Here is a 15,814-nt window from a genome sequence, read left to right as displayed (position 1 = left end):
AAGATATTGAAAATCAATAAAATACAATTTTTTGAATCAATAATTTGTTCTTGATAACTATTTATTAAACTATGCACACATAGGATAATGGTGTTAAAAGAGCGATTTTTAATAGGTTAAAACCTAATAATGTCTGCTCATACTAGCGTTAAGAGTGGACAGCAATAGCTATTTTTACGATAAAAATTGACTTTTGAAAGCAAGCTATAAAAAACATATACTAGAGTTTAAAAGACCTAGTGGCACCTCTAGAGGTGTATTACGCACAAAAGAGACCTGGTATTTAATTATACAAGATGGCAAGAATTATGGTGTAGGGGAGTGCGGTATTTTAAGGAGTCTTAGTTATGATGATGTTCCAGAGTATGAGTCTATGCTTAAATGGACGTGTGATCACATCTCACAGGGTCCAGATAAATTATGGGAAGCACTAAGAGATTTTCCCAGTATACAAGCTGGTGTAGAAATGGCATTTATGTCTCTTAAATCACAAAATCCTTATCATATATATCCCTCGTCATTTACAAGAGGTGAAGAAGCAATCTCCATTAATGGCTTGGTGTGGATGGGAGATGAGTCCTTTATGCGGGAGCAAGTCTCAGAAAAAATAGCACAAGGTTTCAATTGCATTAAAATGAAGATAGGAGCGATAGATTTTAAAGAAGAGCTAGCTGTCCTATCTGCCATACGTAAAGATCATAGTGCAAGTGAGCTTACATTAAGAGTAGATGCAAATGGAGGTTTTACAAAGGAAACGGTTCAAAGTGTATTAGAAGAACTTGCAGCTCTTGAGATACACTCTATTGAGCAACCTATCGCTACAAAGCAATGGGATGATATGGCTGCACTCTGTGCGAGTACGCCAGTACCTATTGCACTAGATGAAGAGTTAATAGGTGTAACAAACCTTGAAGATAAGCACAAGGTGCTAGACAGTATTAAACCACAATATATAATTTTAAAACCTAGCTTTGTAGGAGGTTTTAAAGGTAGCGAGGAGTGGATAGAAGCTGCAAATAATCGCAACATAGGCTGGTGGATAACCTCTGCTCTTGAGAGTAATATAGGGCTTAATGCCATAGCCCAGTGGACGTATAAACTAGGTGCAGGAGGACCTCAAGGTCTAGGCACGGGGAGCCTATTTACAAATAATATATCTTCGCCACTAGAAGTAACAAACGGAACCTTAAAAATGAACCCTGAGCTATCTTGGGATTTTAAAATATAATTTATGTTTATAGAGCAAGCCTATAAAGGAGAAAACGAAACTTGGAAATTTGTCATAACCAGCATACTTACAATGGGTATTTTTATTTCAAACCTGTTGTTTTTCCTTTTTGTAGATGTAGACCCGCAAGCTGCGATGGATGATATGATGAGACTTTTTAAATCAAAAAATTTATTGCTCGCATTTAACCTTGCCGTATTTATTCCTATTCTGGCAGTGCTGTTTTTACTAGTGTGGGCACTACATAAACGCAGCATATTGAGCTTAACAACAGCAAGGAAGAAAGTAGACTGGAGTCGCATTTTCTTTAGTTTTATGATGGTGTTTATTTATACAGTGGTAAGTTTTGGGATTGTATATTATATGACACCAGAAGATTATGTACTACAGTTTGATAGTTCTAAGTTTGGTATACTAGTTCTTATAGGTTTAGTGTTTTTTCCTTTTCAGATAGGTCTAGAGGAGTACCTTTTTAGAGGGTATGTGATGCAACAAGTAGGTATAATGGCCCGCAATAGGTGGTTCCCACTTGTATTGACATCGGTACTTTTTGGTATTTTTCATTGGGCAAATCCAGAAGTTGCAGAGCTGGGGGCAATCACTATGGTCTTCTACATAGGTACTGGCTTGCTATTAGGTATAATGACACTTATGGATGATGGTATGGAGTTAGCTCTAGGTTTTCATTTTGGCAATAACTTACTAGCAGCAACATTACTTACCTATGAGTACTCAGCATTGCAAACAGATGCTATTTTTAAATCTGTAGGTCAGGCAGATACGGGTGTGGAGCTCGTACTACCAGTACTTATAGTCTACCCTATATTTCTTTTCATACTAGCCAAAAAATATAAATGGTCTAACTGGAAAGAAAAATTAACAGGTGCAGTACACCCACCAGCCACTACTATTTCATAATTTAATACAAGGTTTACATCTTACTAACTTATATTTTACAAGTAAGACTTATTTTTAATGCATATGTTATATGCAACAGATAGACATAAATTTTTGCACCCTAAGTTTAAACTTAACGGATCTTCTCATACAAAGGCCACGCTCAAAGCGCAGGCCTATGGTTTTATAAAAGAAGGAGAACCTTATGAGGAGTCTGTAGGCGAGTTTTTACTAGAGTGGCTTGATAAAAAGAAGTACGTAACCGTACAAACTTCTGGTTCTACCGGTGACCCTAAGCCTATTAAAATAGATAAGCTTCATATGATTAATAGTGCTAGAGCTACGGCAAAGCACTTTGATGTTTATGAAAAAACCACAGCTCTTTTATGTTTGCCAGCACATTATATAGCAGGTAAAATGATGCTTGTACGAGCAATGGTTTTAGGCTGGCGTATTGATATGGCACAACCTAAGTCAAATCCGTTAGATAATATATACAGGAGATACGACTTTTGTGCTATGACACCTTTTCAACTAGATAACTCTCTGTCTAGATTGCATCTGCTCTCAAAACTCATTGTAGGTGGAGGAGCAATTTCACCAGCGCTTAAAAGTAGAGTGCAGGGACTCGCAACAAAGATCTATGAAACTTACGGAATGACAGAAACCGTAACTCATATAGCCGCGAGGCGTGTCAACTCAAAAAAGAATAAAGACAGCCTTATACCTTTTAAAGTACTAGATAAAGTAACTATAGAGGCAGATGAGCGCAGTTGCTTAGTAATAAAAGCACCGTACGTGAGCTCAGATCCTGTGGTGACTAATGATATTGTAAAAATTATAACCTATAAAAAATTTATCTGGCTAGGCCGCATAGATAATGTCATTAACAGTGGTGGTGTTAAATTACATCCAGAGCAAGTAGAAGGAAAACTAGCTACCTATGTAGATGTACCTTACTTCATTACAGGTATGCCAGATGATCGTCTGGGAGAACAGTTAGTTCTCTTTGTAGAGCAAGAAGAACAATACGATTTTCACATTAGTGAAGAAGATATGAAGGTGTTTAAGCCTTATGAGTTTCCTCGTAGAATTATTTCGGTTCCTCAATTTCAGCGTACTAGCACTGGTAAAATTCAGCGAGGTCAGACCTTAACAAAATACCTAGATACGATATAGGTTTTAAGTACGCTTTCGCGAAAGCGTAATCACATTCATACCACTTTACTCAACACCAAGGCTCATTTACTCATTACTAATAGGGTGTAAATCACATTTGAGATAAGTTTATACTGAATTTAAAACCAAGCAAGTATGAAATATCTAGCACAGGCAGTAGTCCTTTTTGTAATGATGCAAATGACTGCGCAGACTCAAGATCAAACCCAAACAACGGTACTCAAAGCCGAACAATTAATCACCTATGCGGCAGATAATTATCCGGCAGATGATCCGGTTCAGGTTTATATACTTGTAGAGACGGGCAGTGCAGGTATACATCAAGATCACAAATTTTATATTGAGCAAGGTGTAAAACTACTCACAAAGAGACTTGAGCCAGAAGATAAAATTGCTATAGGAACCTATGGTGCTGTAAGTGCAGTTGTATTACCGTTTACAGAGGTAAGCGTAAACAAAGTGATAGAGGAAGGAGTGCAGAAGCTGTTTTCTGGCTTATTTAAAGAGGTTAGTGGGGCAGATGGTATAGCACTGGCATATGATCTTACAGAAGCAAATTATGATGAAGATGTAGTGAGTAATGTGATAATGATACGTGGTAGTGGTGTGCATCAAGAGCCAGCGCAAGCAAAGTCTGTTACTAGTGTTTATAAAAAAGTAAGCGAGACAAATCTTGTAGCACAAGAGGTTGAGGTAGCCAAGGTTACAACGACACCAAAAGAAGAGAGACAAGCGCAAAGAGCACAACGCAAGCAGGCAAAAGCCGCAGAGCACAAAAATCTAGGGGGTGCTATTGCACTCACGGCACTTTCTATTTTGCCAGAAATTTTAGATGTAATTAAGGATTAGAAATAGTTAGGCATCATTATTGAAATGAGAAAAGAAAAAATAAATATGCATATTTGCACAAAATATAGAACAATGAATTTTCGTTTATTCGCACTTATCTTTTTAATCGCTGGCTCGTCTACCATATATGCACAAAACCTCGGGAGTATACAGAGAGGGCAACGTGGATACTCACCACCTGCAAGACAGCAAGACGCTGGAGAACCAGAAAAGCCAGACGTAAATTTACTTAGTATAGAACGTGCAGATATGTATCAAGAAATACTTGATATAGATGTCTTTACAAAAGAAGTGCTTAAAAGTTACCTCAAAGATTATTATACAGCCACAGTAGATATAGGGTATGATGAGAATCTCAAATTTGATGCAAAAAGAGAGCTTATTAATGCAGAGCGCAAAAAATTTGAAACGTCTTTAAAAGAAGTTTTTACAGAAGAGCAAGTAGAAAAAATCCTTACTGAAGAGGAGTTTGGTAAAGAAAAAAAGAAATACGATAAAGAGAAAAGGCAAGAGAAGCGCAAGAAGAAAAAGCGTAAAAAGAATAAAGATGACGATGGTAAATAGTATTTATTAATCTCAGTTTATAAAAAGGAGCATTTTTTTTAAAATGCTCCTTTTTGTTTTTAGTACATTTAAGTCCATAAAACAGATCACCTTATGAGAAGATTAATAGTACTCGCTCTTTTATTTATAACAACCATTAGCACCAGTCAAGTTTTATCAGAAAGAGATAGAGCAACTGTAATAGATGAGGTACTGGCAGATAGGTTTAATAACTTACTCCCTAAGCTTATGGATCGTGCAGATATAGATATGTGGGTGGTTATCTCTAGAGAATATAATGAAGATCCGGTACTTAAAACAATGTTACCATCTACCTGGCTCAACGCCCGTAGGAGAACGATCTTAGTTTTTTACAGAGATAAAGAGGCAAACACGATAGAAAAACTGGCAGTAGCTCGTTATAATGTGGGTAAAAATATTATCTCTGCCTGGGATAAAGAAAAGCAACCAGACCAGTGGCAGCGACTACTAGAGATTATAGAAAAACGTAACCCTTCTAAAATAGGTCTCAACTACTCAGATAATTATGGGCTGGCAGATGGTGTTGTAAAAACAGATTATGATGCTTTTATAAGTAGACTAACTCGTGCACAACAAGTAAAAGTAGTCTCTGCAGAGCAGCTTGCAGTAGGCTGGTTAGAAACTCGTACTGCTCTAGAGGTAGGCTACTTTGAGCAGCTAGTAGATATAACACACGATATTATAAAAGATGCCTTTAGCGCAAAGGTTATAACGCCAGGCGTAACTAGTACAGATGATGTGGTGTGGTACCTAAGACAGCGCGTTACAGATATGGGACTTGAGACCTGGTTTCACCCTACGGTAGATATACAGCGCTCAGAAGAGAAGCTAGAAAGTCACATCGTTTCTTTCTCAAACAGGCCAGAGGGTAAGATTATACAAAAGGGAGATTTAATACACTGTGATTTTGGGATCACTTACTTACGTCTCAATACAGACTGCCAGCAGCACGCTTATGTGCCAAAGGATGGTGAGACAAAAGCGCCAGACTTCTTAATAAAAGCCTTTAAAGACGGTAATAAGATACAAGACATACTCACCTCAAATTTTGAAACGGGTAGATCTGGCAACGAGATTTTACTCGCTGCACTTAAAGAAGGTAAAGAAGCAGGCTTGAGACCATCTATTTATACACATCCACTAGGGATGTATGGTCACGCTGCGGGGCCTACTATAGGTATGTGGGATTCTCAAGGTGGTGTGCCCGGTACTGGTGATTACCCGCTTTATGAAAATACGGGCTACGCCATAGAGCTTAATACGACGGTAAAAATACCAGAGTGGAATAAAGACATACGTATTATGCTAGAAGAAGCAGGCTTTTGGGGTGAAGACGGTTTTAGATACGTCTCTGGACGACAAGAAGAACTTATGCTTGTAGACTAGTGGTAAGTACGCTTTCGCGAAAGCGTAATAAAACCTCTTTCATATCATATAACTGCTAAGTCTAGTTATTCTTTACCACGTGGGTGAAATTTTGCCATCTCACGGGCGAGGTCATTACGGTCTACGTGCATATAGATTTCTGTGGTGGTGATACTCTCGTGACCTAGCATTTGTTGTATACTTCTTAAGTCGGCGCCATTTTGTAACAAGTGCGTAGCAAAGCTGTGTCTAAACGTATGCGGACTTATATTTTTCTTTATACCCGCCTTGACCGCAAGATCTTTAATAATGGTAAAAATCATTGCTCTGGTGAGCTGTCTCCCACGTCTATTTAAAAATAAAATATCTACGTGCTCTGGTTTTACATCTAAGTGATTGCGCAGTTCATTACGATAGATATTAATATACTTCTGGGTATGCTCGCTTATAGGGACAAAACGTTGCTTATCTCCTTTACCTACAACGTTTATAAAACCTTCTTCAAAGTATAGATCAGAAAGCTTAAGAGAGATAAGCTCTGTCACACGTAGCCCGCAAGAATAGAGTGTCTCTAGCATTGCTCTATTGCGTTCTCCTTGAGGTTTACCTAGGTCTATGGCATCTATAAGGGCGTCTATTTCTTCTTCAGATAAGGTGTCTGGTAGCTTGCGACCTATTTTTGGCGATTCTATAAGATCTATAGGGTTATCTGTGCGATAATCTTCAAAAACTAGATAATTAAAAAAACCTTTAAGACCAGAGATAACACGTGCTTGTGATCTCGCTTGAACTTCTTTTGCAATGGTATAAATAAATTCTTGCAAATCTTCACGAGTAATCTGTAGAGGGTCTATAGGCTTGTCTAGTTGCTCAAGGTAGCGTGTGAGCTTTTTTAGGTCACGGGCATAATTGTCTATGGTATTGTCAGACAGGCTACGCTCTATGCGTAGGTAATTTTTATAATTAGTTATTGCGGTCTCCCATTTCACGTAAGTGAAAATACAACCTCACATTAACTTTTAAAACCTATTAAGGCATTTTGAACGTAAAATTCATTTAACAACTGTTTACAATGGGCGTAACACCATATTAACAACTCGCTGGGTAGCTTTGTATAAACTTTAAAAAAGAAATCAAATGAAAAAATTAATTGTAGTAGCAAGTGCCATTTTATTATCTGTAGCAACAGTTCAGGCTCAAGATGAGGTGTCGTTTGGAGCAAAAGGAGGCGTTAACTTTGCAACCGTAGGAGGTGATGATTTTGATGATCCAGATGCGAGAACAAGTTTTCATATAGGAGGATTTGTAGAGGTGCCATTAACAGATAAATTTTCACTTCAGCCAGAGGTGTATTATTCAGGGCAAGGGTATGATATCCAAAGCAATGACAATGCAGATGATATAGAGTTTCAACTAGACTATATAAATGTGCCTGTACTCGCAAAATATTATTTTGTAGATGGGTTTTATGGTGAAGTAGGGCCGCAAATAGGGTTTAACATAAACAGCGAGATTGATTCTAATCCTGATGGAGACTCTGGCGATATAAACTTTAATAGTGATGCCATAAACACTATTGATTTTGGCGTTGTAGGTGGTTTAGGTTATAAATTAAACAATGGTTTGTTTTTTAATGCACGTTATAATTTAGGTCTTTCTGACGTTTTTAGTAGTGAAGATCTGGGTGGTTTTGATATAGACGCTCGTAATAGAGTATTTATGATAGGAGCTGGATTTGCATTTTAAAATTTAATAGAGATAAATGTAGAAGAGCGCCTCGATATGAGGCGCTTTTTTTATGCGTGAGATTACTGTATTTTTATGCTTTCGCGAAAGCGTATATCACAACAATATTTTATGAAAATTCTTATAATAAACGGCCCTAATCTTAATATGCTAGGGAAGCGCGAACCAGAAATTTACGGTTCTGAAACTTTTGAAGATTATTTTACGCAATTACAGTTTAAGTTTAAGGACACGGAGCTTAGTTATTATCAAAGTAATATAGAAGGTGAGCTTATCTCAAAATTGCACGAGGCAAATGAAAGCTTTAATGGGGTAGTACTCAATGGCGCGGCTTATACACATACCTCTGTGGGTCTAGGAGATGCAGTGGCGTCTATCTCGATACCGGTAATAGAGGTGCATATCTCAAATACTTTTGCGAGAGAGGAGTTTAGACATCACTCATACTTATCTAAGTATGCTAAGGGTATCATTGTAGGTTTTGGGCTTAAAAGCTATGATCTTGCAATTGAGAATTTTTTAATGGAGCAATAACAATCCAGTTAGTAGAACATAAAAAAAGCCTCGCAATGCGAGGCTTTTTTGTTGTTAAAATATAAGTGGCTTATAGGTGAATTACTTCATCATAAGCATCTGCCACGGCTTCCATCACGGCCTCACTCATAGTAGGGTGTGGGTGAATGGTTTTAAGTACTTCGTGACCTGTAGTTTCTAGTTTACGACCTAGTACAGCCTCTGCAATCATATCTGTTACACCAGCTCCTATCATATGGCATCCTAGCCACTCTCCATACTTTGCATCAAAGATTACTTTTACAAACCCGTCTTTTGCACCAGAAGCACTTGCTTTACCAGAAGCAGAGAATGGGAATTTACCCACTTTAAGTTCGTAACCAGCTTCTTTTGCTTGCTTTTCTGTCATTCCTACAGATGCAATCTCTGGTGATGCATAAGTACATCCTGGGATGTTTGAGTAGTCTATTTTTTCGGCGTGCATACCTGCGATTTTCTCTACACAAGTAATCCCTTCTGCAGAGGCAACGTGTGCGAGTGCAGGTCCAGGAGTTACATCACCTATTGCGTAGTAACCTGGCATATTAGTCTGGTACCAGTCGTTTACAATGATCTTATCTTTATCTGTAACGATACCTACATCTTCTAGTCCTATGTTTTCGATATTAGTTTTAATACCTACAGCACTAAGAACGATATCTGCCTCTAGTGTTTCTTCTCCTTTTTTAGTCTTTACAGTTGCTTTTACTCCAGATTTAGTTTTTTCTACCTTCTCTACAGATGACCCTGTCATTACTTTTACACCCGCTTTTTTAAGAGAGCGTTCAAATTGTTTTGAAACATCCTCATCCTCTACTGGCACAACGTGAGGCATATACTCTACAATTGTAACCTCTGTTCCCATTGAGTTATAAAAGCTTGCAAACTCAACACCTATGGCTCCAGAACCTACAACAATCATAGATTTAGGTTGCTCCTTAAGTGTCATTGCCTTGCGGTATCCTATTACCGTCTCACCATCTTGTTTAAGGTTAGGTAACTCACGAGAGCGAGCCCCCGTTGCGATGATAATATGGTCTGCGCTATATTCTTTACCGTCTACATCTATCTTTTTACCTGGCTTTATTTTTCCAAAACCATTGATGACGTCTATTTTATTTTTCTTCATTAAGAACTGAACACCTTTGCTCATTCCCTCTGCAACACTACGACTACGTTTTACAACTGCGGTAAAGTCTTTATCTACACCTGTAGCCTTAAGACCATAATCTTCTGCGTGGTTTAGGTATTCAAAAACCTGAGCACTTTTAAGAAGTGCTTTTGTAGGGATACATCCCCAGTTCAAACAAACGCCTCCTAGGCTTTCTTTTTCAACAACCGCTGTTTTTAAGCCTAACTGGCTTGCACGTATTGCTGTTACATATCCGCCTGGACCACTTCCTAAAACGATTACATCATATTTGCTCATATCTAGAATTTTTTAAGTCTAATTATTGGAGATCAAAAATACGGATTATCCCGTCATATATAAAACACAAAAACCGAAGCTCTAACCTTCGGTTTTTTATTAATTTAAGTTCATTTTCTTAGAGTACTATTTTTCAAAATCTATGCTTAAAGAGTTTACACAATAGCGCTGCCCGCTAGCTGTAGGTCCATCGTCAAAAACGTGACCTAGGTGTGAACCACAGTTTGAACATAATATCTCTGTACGTATCATACCGTGTGTGGTATCACGTACATACTCTACCGTACCAGGTATAGACTCGTCAAAGCTAGGCCACCCACAACCACTGTCAAATTTACTTGCACTTTCAAATAGCTTCTGGTTACAAGCACCACAGTGATAGGCACCTTCTTCATTATGTAAATTATAGGTACCCGTAAAAGGACGTTCTGTGCCCTTCTCTCGTAATATTTTATAACGTTCTGGACCTAATTCTTCAAGCCACTCTGCTTCGGTTTTTTGTATAGAATATGCCATTATTCTTATTTTGAAGATGGTACAAATACAAGTGCATCACCATTTATACAGTGTCTTTTTCCGGTAGTTGCTTTTGGTCCATCGTTAAAAACGTGACCTAAGTGACCTCCACAGGTAGCACAATGCTCTTCTGTTCTGGTATAACCTAGATTGCGGTCTGTACTGTAGGCTATGTTACCTTCTATACCTCTATCAAAACTAGGCCAGCCTGTACCACTGTCAAATTTATATGCTGTTTTAAAAAGTGGTGTGTCACAACCAGCACAGTGAAAGGTGCCTGCCTCCTTTATATAGTTAAGTGGGCTAGATCCTGGTCGCTCTGTACCCGCCTGGCGTAGCACATAATATTGCTCTTGGGTGAGTTGCGCTTTCCACTCAGCATCTGTTTTTGTTACCTCAAAAGTTTCTTTTTTAGTCTCTTGAGCAGATCCTTTACAGCTGGTAAATAGTGCTGCAAATGCCATTAAAATAAATACCTTTTTCATCGTATGTTCTTTTTTATGTAAAGTTACTGTAAAGCTATAAAGTGAGTCGTTAATGAACTCAGAAAATTACATCCCTTAAATGTAACTGTGAGGGTGTACGCTTTCGCGAAAGCGTAGAAATAGCAAAAGATTGACGTATTTAACCATATTTTAAGCCAAAGGATGCCTATAGATTAAATAGTTACGTTAAATTTAACAAGACTATAACTAACAATCTCTCTCTATGAAAATACTTCACATAAGCGCCGAGTGTTATCCTGTTGCAAAAGTAGGAGGTCTGGCAGATGTTGTGGGAGCACTGCCAAAATATCAAAACCGCATAGGCCATAAGGCTGCCGTAATTATGCCTTATTACAAAACAGCGTGGGTGGAGCGCGCTACCGGTAGAGTGGTTTTTACGCACCAACTTGTAGTAGATGGTAGAACCTACCTAGCAGAAGTTATAGATGTAGATAATGAGTTGGGCTTCCCGCTATTTGTGATACGCGTGCAAGGTCTTACAGATAGGGCTGGGGTGTATGGTCATCCAGATGATGCGTTGCGTTTTATTGCTTTCCAGCGTGTGGCTTTGCAATGGATACTCACCTTTGAGACCTTACCAGAAGTAGTACACTGTCACGATCATCACACAGGTTTTATCCCGTTTATGATGCAGTATTGTCCTGCGTTTGACAAGTTAATGTCTGTCCCTACAGTGCTTTCTATACACAATGCCCAGTATCAAGGTAATTTTGATAAAAGCGGTGTTGCGATGTTACCACGCTTTCGCGAAAGTAGGTATGGGCTCCTCGACTGGTATGGACAGATTAATCCTCTGGCCGCTGCGATAAAATGCGCCTGGAGAGTAAACACGGTTTCTCCATCATATATGGAAGAATTAAAAGAGCAGGCAAATGGACTGGAAGGTTTACTAAGAAGCGAGTCTCAAAAATGCGTAGGTATTCTCAACGGTATAGATACCGAAACTTGGAATCCCAAAACAGACGAATATTTAGTTAAAAATTTTACCATTAGATTAAGAGCTGCTGGCAGAAAAGCAAATAAAGAAGCTTTATGTGAAGAGTTTGGACTTGATGCCACAAAACCGCTTTTTGGGTTTATAGGCAGGCTTGTATGGGAAAAAGGAGCAGACTTGCTTCCAGAAGCCATAGAGCAAGCGCTCAATGAGTATGATATAAACATCATTTTACTAGGTAGTGGAGCACCAGAGATTGAGGGACAGTTAGAGCAATTAAAATTCACCCATAAGGGAAGGTTTAATGCCCACATAGGGTATGAGGAGCGTATGTCACACCAAGTTTATGCCGGAGCAGATTTTCTCTTAATGCCTAGTAGAGTAGAGCCTTGCGGTCTTAACCAGCTTTATAGCCTGCGTTATGGATGTGTACCCATTGTAAGACGTACCGGAGGGCTTAAAGATACAGTGGTAGATATAGGAGATGGTGGTCACGGTCTATGCCACGATCAGACTTCTGTGTTTGATATTGTTTATAGCATAGGCAGAGCCGAAGTGTTTTTTAGAGAAGAGAAACAGTTTAAAACAAATCAAAAACAAATGATGGAGATAGATCATAGCTGGGAGAATACAGCAGGAACTTATGTGACTCTCTATGAAGAATTACAACCCAAGCCCGTAGCAGTAAAAACAGGCAAGTCAATAAAAAATAGCAAGTAATCCAACCTCAAAAAACGATTAAAAATGAATAAAAAAGTAGTAGCCATTATATTAGGAGGCGGTCAAGGAACAAGACTATATCCACTCACAGCAGAGCGTTCAAAACCTGCCGTGCCTATTGCTGGGAAGTATCGCCTTGTAGATATCCCTATCTCAAACTGTATAAATTCTAATATAAAGAGAATGTTTGTGCTCACGCAGTTTAACTCTGCATCGCTCAACAAGCATATCAAACATACCTATCAGTTTTCTTACTTTTCTGAGGCCTTTGTAGATATACTTGCAGCAGAACAAACACCGCATAATAAAGGTTGGTTTCAAGGTACTGCAGATGCGGTAAGGCAGAGTCTACACCATTTTAAAGGGTACGAGTCTGAGTATATAATGATACTCTCTGGTGACCAGCTGTACCAGATGGATTTTAATGCTATGCTTGAGGCGCATATAGAAGCAGATGCAAAGATTAGTATCGCATCACTACCTGTTAATGCAAAAGATGCTACTTCTTTTGGGATTCTTAAAACTGCCGAAGATAATACTATAGCATCCTTTATAGAAAAACCATCTGCAGATTTACTTTCAGACTGGGAGTCACCAGTCTCAGATGCTATGGCAGCACAGGGTAAACACTACCTTGCCTCTATGGGTATTTATATCTTTAATAAGGATTTGCTTATCGAGTTGCTAGAGGGAACAGATACAAATGATTTTGGTAAAGAAATCATTCCTCAGTCTATAGAGAATCACAAGGTGTTAAGTTATGCTTACGAAGGATACTGGACAGATATAGGAAATATAGATTCATTTTTTGAAGCAAATATTGATCTCACATCAGATTTGCCAAAGTTTAATTTATTTAACAAAGGGCAAAACATCCTTACACGACCTCGTGTATTACCTCCCACAAAAATCTCTGGAACTACACTTGAAAAATCTATCGTGGCAGAAGGGAGCATCGTGCACGGTAGCCGTATTGAGAACTCTATTATAGGTATACGATCACGTATAGGAAAAGGCACTGTTTTAGAGAGTTGTTATGTGATGGGAAGTAATAGATTTCTAGATCTAGAAGAAATAAACCAAGCCAGAGCAAAGGGAGTTCCGCACGTAGGGATAGGTGATCGCTGTTTTCTTACAAATTGTATTGTAGATAAAAATGCAAAAATAGGTGACGACGTGCGCATCACTGGTGGTAAGCACCTTGAAGACATTGAGACAGATACTTACGTAGTACGTGACGGTATTGTTGTGATTAGAAATGGGGCTACCATACCTTCTGGAACTATTATTTAATGAGCAAGGTACTAGCACATAGCTTACTTACAGATTTTGATATTAATCTTTTTAAATCAGGCAATCACTATAAACTATATGAAAAATTAGGGAGTCACATTTGCGAGCGAGCGGGTGTAAAGGGAACCTACTTTGCAGTGTGGGCACCTAGTGCTCAACAAGTTTCTGTGGTAGGAAATTTTAATCACTGGCAAGACGGAGAGCACAAGCTTAACGTCCGGTGGGATAGTAGTGGTATTTGGGAAGGCTTTATACCAGATATCGGCCACGGAGAGATATACAAATATAAAATTCACGCTACGCACAACGGTTTTGTGACAGAAAAGGCAGATCCTTATGCACGTAGAGCAGAGCATCCTCCACAAACAGCATCTGTAGTTTATAAAACAAACCACACCTGGAATGATAAAAAGTGGATGGACAAGCGTCATAAACACAACGGCCTAGATGCGCCTATTTCTGTTTATGAGCTACACCTGGGCTCCTGGCGTCGCAAGCAAGAAGAGGGTAATCGCGGCCTGAGTTACTCAGAACTAGCAACAACACTTGTAGACTATGTAAAAAAGCTAAATTTTACTCACGTAGAGTTTATGCCTATTATGGAGTATCCATATGACCCTAGCTGGGGATATCAAGTAACCGGATACTTTGCACCTACCTCAAGATTTGGATATCCAGAAGAATTAATGACACTCATTGATGCCCTGCACGCAAGTGATATAGGTGTAATTTTAGACTGGGTACCATCACATTTTCCAGAAGATCCGCACGGTCTGGGTAACTTTGACGGGACAGCCTGTTACGAGCATCCTGATAAAAAGAAAGGATATCATCAAGACTGGAAATCACTCATTTTTAATTATGAACGCAACGAGGTACGTAGTTTTCTCATAAGTAACGCAATGTTCTGGCTAGAGCAATACCACGTAGATGGTCTTAGGGTAGATGCAGTTGCATCTATGTTATATCTAGACTATAGTAGAGAAGATGGAGAGTGGGAGCCTAATGATCAAGGAGGTAGAGAAAACCTAGCCGTTATCTCTTTACTAAAAGAACTCAACGAGGCGCTTTACGGTGCGTTTCCAGATATTCAGATTATAGCAGAGGAGTCTACGAGTTTTCCTATGGTGAGCAGGCCTGTCTTTTCTGGAGGCTTAGGCTTTGGTATGAAGTGGATGATGGGGTGGATGCACGATACACTTAACTACTTTAAGAGAGATGCTATTTATAGAAATCATCATCATAACGAGATTTCCTTCTCAATGACTTATGGTTTTACAGAAAACTTTATGCTACCATTATCACACGATGAGGTGGTATATGGTAAGGGTTCTATATTGGGGCGTATGCCTGGTGATGAGTGGCAACGCTTTGCAAATCTTAGATTACTCTACACATATATGTATACCCATCCCGGAGCAAAGTTACTCTTTATGGGGAGCGAGTTTGGACAAGGTACAGAGTGGAATTTTCAAGATCAGCTAGACTGGTACGTGCTAGATTATGAGATACACAGCAATATGCAAAAAGCCTTTGCAGCTATAAATGGGTTGTATACAAGTACACCTACACTATATGAAAAGCAGTTTGATCCCGAAGGTTTTGAGTGGATTGCTCACGATGATAGTAAGAATGCCGTATTGAGTTACCTACGTAAGGGTAATGACCCCAAAACGCTGATTGTGTGCGTGTTTAATATGACACCTGTACCGAGAGAAGATTACCGCATTGGAGTACCATTTTTTGGACGCTTTCGCGAAATTTTCAATAGCGACGCGTTAGAGTTTTCGGGTACAGGGGCTTATAAAAATGTAGACCTAACTGTTATAGCCGAAGGCTGGAACGGGAAAACACATAGTACATCGATTACAGTACCGCCCTTATCGGGAGTGATTTTTGAATTAAAGGCAGATTAATAATGCTATAATAATAAGGCTAAAAGAGATTGAATGGGATAGAATTTTCGCGAAAGCGGAAATCAGCATCGCTTATTAGAGTACGAAAACGTTAGAGTT

The 15,814-nt window shown here is 38.9% G+C and carries 15 protein-coding genes; 11 read left to right on the top strand and 4 right to left on the bottom strand.

Annotation, left to right across the window (positions count from 1 at the left end; translation table 11 throughout):
• The first annotated feature begins 193 nt into the window (after positions 1-193).
• The 6 genes from I597_RS13070 (at position 194) to I597_RS13045 (ending at position 6,124) form a co-directional block, all read left to right on the top strand.
• Positions 194-1,228 carry an o-succinylbenzoate synthase gene (locus I597_RS13070; RefSeq protein WP_035325152.1) on the top strand — a complete coding sequence of 345 codons (1,035 nt, stop codon included), beginning with the start codon at positions 194-196 and terminating at the stop codon, positions 1,226-1,228.
• Between the two features lie 3 nt (positions 1,229-1,231).
• Positions 1,232-2,146 (top strand): CPBP family intramembrane glutamic endopeptidase, encoded by a 915-nt coding sequence (locus I597_RS13065; protein WP_035325151.1) that lies wholly within the window; start codon positions 1,232-1,234, stop codon positions 2,144-2,146.
• A 57-nt stretch (positions 2,147-2,203) separates the two neighbouring features.
• Positions 2,204-3,304, top strand: coding sequence for an AMP-binding protein (locus I597_RS13060; RefSeq protein ID WP_236626634.1), 1,101 nt, complete (start codon positions 2,204-2,206; stop codon positions 3,302-3,304).
• Positions 3,305-3,439: 135 nt separating this feature from the next.
• Positions 3,440-4,153: a vWA domain-containing protein gene (locus tag I597_RS13055; RefSeq protein WP_035325149.1), complete on the top strand. Its 714-nt coding sequence runs from the start codon at positions 3,440-3,442 to the stop codon at positions 4,151-4,153.
• Between the two features lie 72 nt (positions 4,154-4,225).
• Positions 4,226-4,717 carry a hypothetical protein gene (locus tag I597_RS13050; protein ID WP_035325148.1) on the top strand — a complete coding sequence of 164 codons (492 nt, stop codon included), beginning with the start codon at positions 4,226-4,228 and terminating at the stop codon, positions 4,715-4,717.
• A 93-nt stretch (positions 4,718-4,810) separates the two neighbouring features.
• The gene (locus I597_RS13045) at positions 4,811-6,124 is read left to right on the top strand and encodes a M24 family metallopeptidase (RefSeq protein ID WP_035325147.1); all 1,314 of its coding nucleotides are present in this window, start codon (positions 4,811-4,813) and stop codon (positions 6,122-6,124) included.
• 65 nt (positions 6,125-6,189) lie between these two features.
• Here I597_RS13045 and xerD read toward each other — a convergent pair whose 3' ends face one another.
• On the bottom strand, positions 6,190-7,092 hold the full coding sequence (xerD, locus tag I597_RS13040) for a site-specific tyrosine recombinase XerD (RefSeq protein WP_035325146.1): 903 nt from the start codon (positions 7,090-7,092) through the stop codon (positions 6,190-6,192).
• Between the two features lie 148 nt (positions 7,093-7,240).
• On the opposite strand from xerD, the gene I597_RS13035 reads away from it, so the two are divergent.
• Positions 7,241-7,849 (top strand): porin family protein, encoded by a 609-nt coding sequence (locus I597_RS13035; protein WP_035325145.1) that lies wholly within the window; start codon positions 7,241-7,243, stop codon positions 7,847-7,849.
• Between the two features lie 111 nt (positions 7,850-7,960).
• Entirely contained in the window at positions 7,961-8,383 is a 423-nt protein-coding gene (gene aroQ, locus I597_RS13030) for a type II 3-dehydroquinate dehydratase (protein ID WP_035325144.1), read from the top strand.
• Positions 8,384-8,453: 70 nt separating this feature from the next.
• Here aroQ and lpdA read toward each other — a convergent pair whose 3' ends face one another.
• The 3 genes from lpdA to msrB (I597_RS13015) all read right to left on the bottom strand — a co-directional run bounded on the left by lpdA (position 8,454) and on the right by msrB (I597_RS13015) (position 10,831).
• On the bottom strand, positions 8,454-9,830 hold the full coding sequence (gene lpdA, locus I597_RS13025; RefSeq protein ID WP_035325143.1) for a dihydrolipoyl dehydrogenase: 1,377 nt from the start codon (positions 9,828-9,830) through the stop codon (positions 8,454-8,456).
• Positions 9,831-9,956: 126 nt separating this feature from the next.
• Complete coding sequence (msrB, locus tag I597_RS13020; RefSeq protein ID WP_035325142.1) at positions 9,957-10,346, bottom strand: peptide-methionine (R)-S-oxide reductase MsrB; 390 nt, start codon at positions 10,344-10,346, stop codon at positions 9,957-9,959.
• 5 nt (positions 10,347-10,351) lie between these two features.
• A complete protein-coding gene (msrB, locus tag I597_RS13015) occupies positions 10,352-10,831 on the bottom strand; it encodes a peptide-methionine (R)-S-oxide reductase MsrB (RefSeq protein WP_035325141.1) in 480 nt (159 codons plus the stop codon).
• A gap of 223 nt (positions 10,832-11,054) precedes the next feature.
• Here msrB (I597_RS13015) and I597_RS13010 point away from each other — a divergent pair, with 223 nt between their 5' ends.
• The 3 genes from I597_RS13010 to glgB are packed head-to-tail and all read left to right on the top strand — an operon-like array spanning position 11,055 to position 15,715.
• Complete coding sequence (locus I597_RS13010) at positions 11,055-12,506, top strand: glycogen synthase (RefSeq protein WP_035325140.1); 1,452 nt, start codon at positions 11,055-11,057, stop codon at positions 12,504-12,506.
• Between the two features lie 24 nt (positions 12,507-12,530).
• Positions 12,531-13,799, top strand: coding sequence for a glucose-1-phosphate adenylyltransferase (locus tag I597_RS13005; protein WP_035325139.1), 1,269 nt, complete (start codon positions 12,531-12,533; stop codon positions 13,797-13,799).
• A complete protein-coding gene (glgB, locus tag I597_RS13000) occupies positions 13,799-15,715 on the top strand; it encodes a 1,4-alpha-glucan branching protein GlgB (protein ID WP_035325138.1) in 1,917 nt (638 codons plus the stop codon). Before I597_RS13005 ends, glgB begins: the two co-directional genes overlap by 1 nt.
• Positions 15,716-15,814: the final 99 nt, after the last annotated feature.

This window comes from Dokdonia donghaensis DSW-1, from assembly GCF_001653755.1.
Taxonomy (GTDB): Bacteria; Bacteroidota; Bacteroidia; order Flavobacteriales; family Flavobacteriaceae; genus Dokdonia; species Dokdonia donghaensis.
Note: the sequence above shows the minus strand (reverse complement) of the source record. Positions and strands in the feature narration are given on the sequence as shown.

Coding starts and splice junctions, on each gene's coding strand:
- aroQ (WP_035325144.1), top strand. CDS start 7,961: ATGAAAATTCTTATAATAAACGGCCCTAATCTTAATATGCTAGGGAAG.
- I597_RS13055 (WP_035325149.1), top strand. CDS start 3,440: ATGAAATATCTAGCACAGGCAGTAGTCCTTTTTGTAATGATGCAAATG.
- glgB (WP_035325138.1), top strand. CDS start 13,799: ATGAGCAAGGTACTAGCACATAGCTTACTTACAGATTTTGATATTAAT.
- I597_RS13065 (WP_035325151.1), top strand. CDS start 1,232: ATGTTTATAGAGCAAGCCTATAAAGGAGAAAACGAAACTTGGAAATTT.
- msrB (WP_035325142.1), bottom strand. CDS start 10,346: ATGGCATATTCTATACAAAAAACCGAAGCAGAGTGGCTTGAAGAATTA.
- I597_RS13035 (WP_035325145.1), top strand. CDS start 7,241: ATGAAAAAATTAATTGTAGTAGCAAGTGCCATTTTATTATCTGTAGCA.
- I597_RS13005 (WP_035325139.1), top strand. CDS start 12,531: ATGAATAAAAAAGTAGTAGCCATTATATTAGGAGGCGGTCAAGGAACA.
- lpdA (WP_035325143.1), bottom strand. CDS start 9,830: ATGAGCAAATATGATGTAATCGTTTTAGGAAGTGGTCCAGGCGGATAT.
- msrB (WP_035325141.1), bottom strand. CDS start 10,831: ATGAAAAAGGTATTTATTTTAATGGCATTTGCAGCACTATTTACCAGC.
- I597_RS13050 (WP_035325148.1), top strand. CDS start 4,226: ATGAATTTTCGTTTATTCGCACTTATCTTTTTAATCGCTGGCTCGTCT.
- I597_RS13060 (WP_236626634.1), top strand. CDS start 2,204: ATGCATATGTTATATGCAACAGATAGACATAAATTTTTGCACCCTAAG.
- I597_RS13010 (WP_035325140.1), top strand. CDS start 11,055: ATGAAAATACTTCACATAAGCGCCGAGTGTTATCCTGTTGCAAAAGTA.
- I597_RS13045 (WP_035325147.1), top strand. CDS start 4,811: ATGAGAAGATTAATAGTACTCGCTCTTTTATTTATAACAACCATTAGC.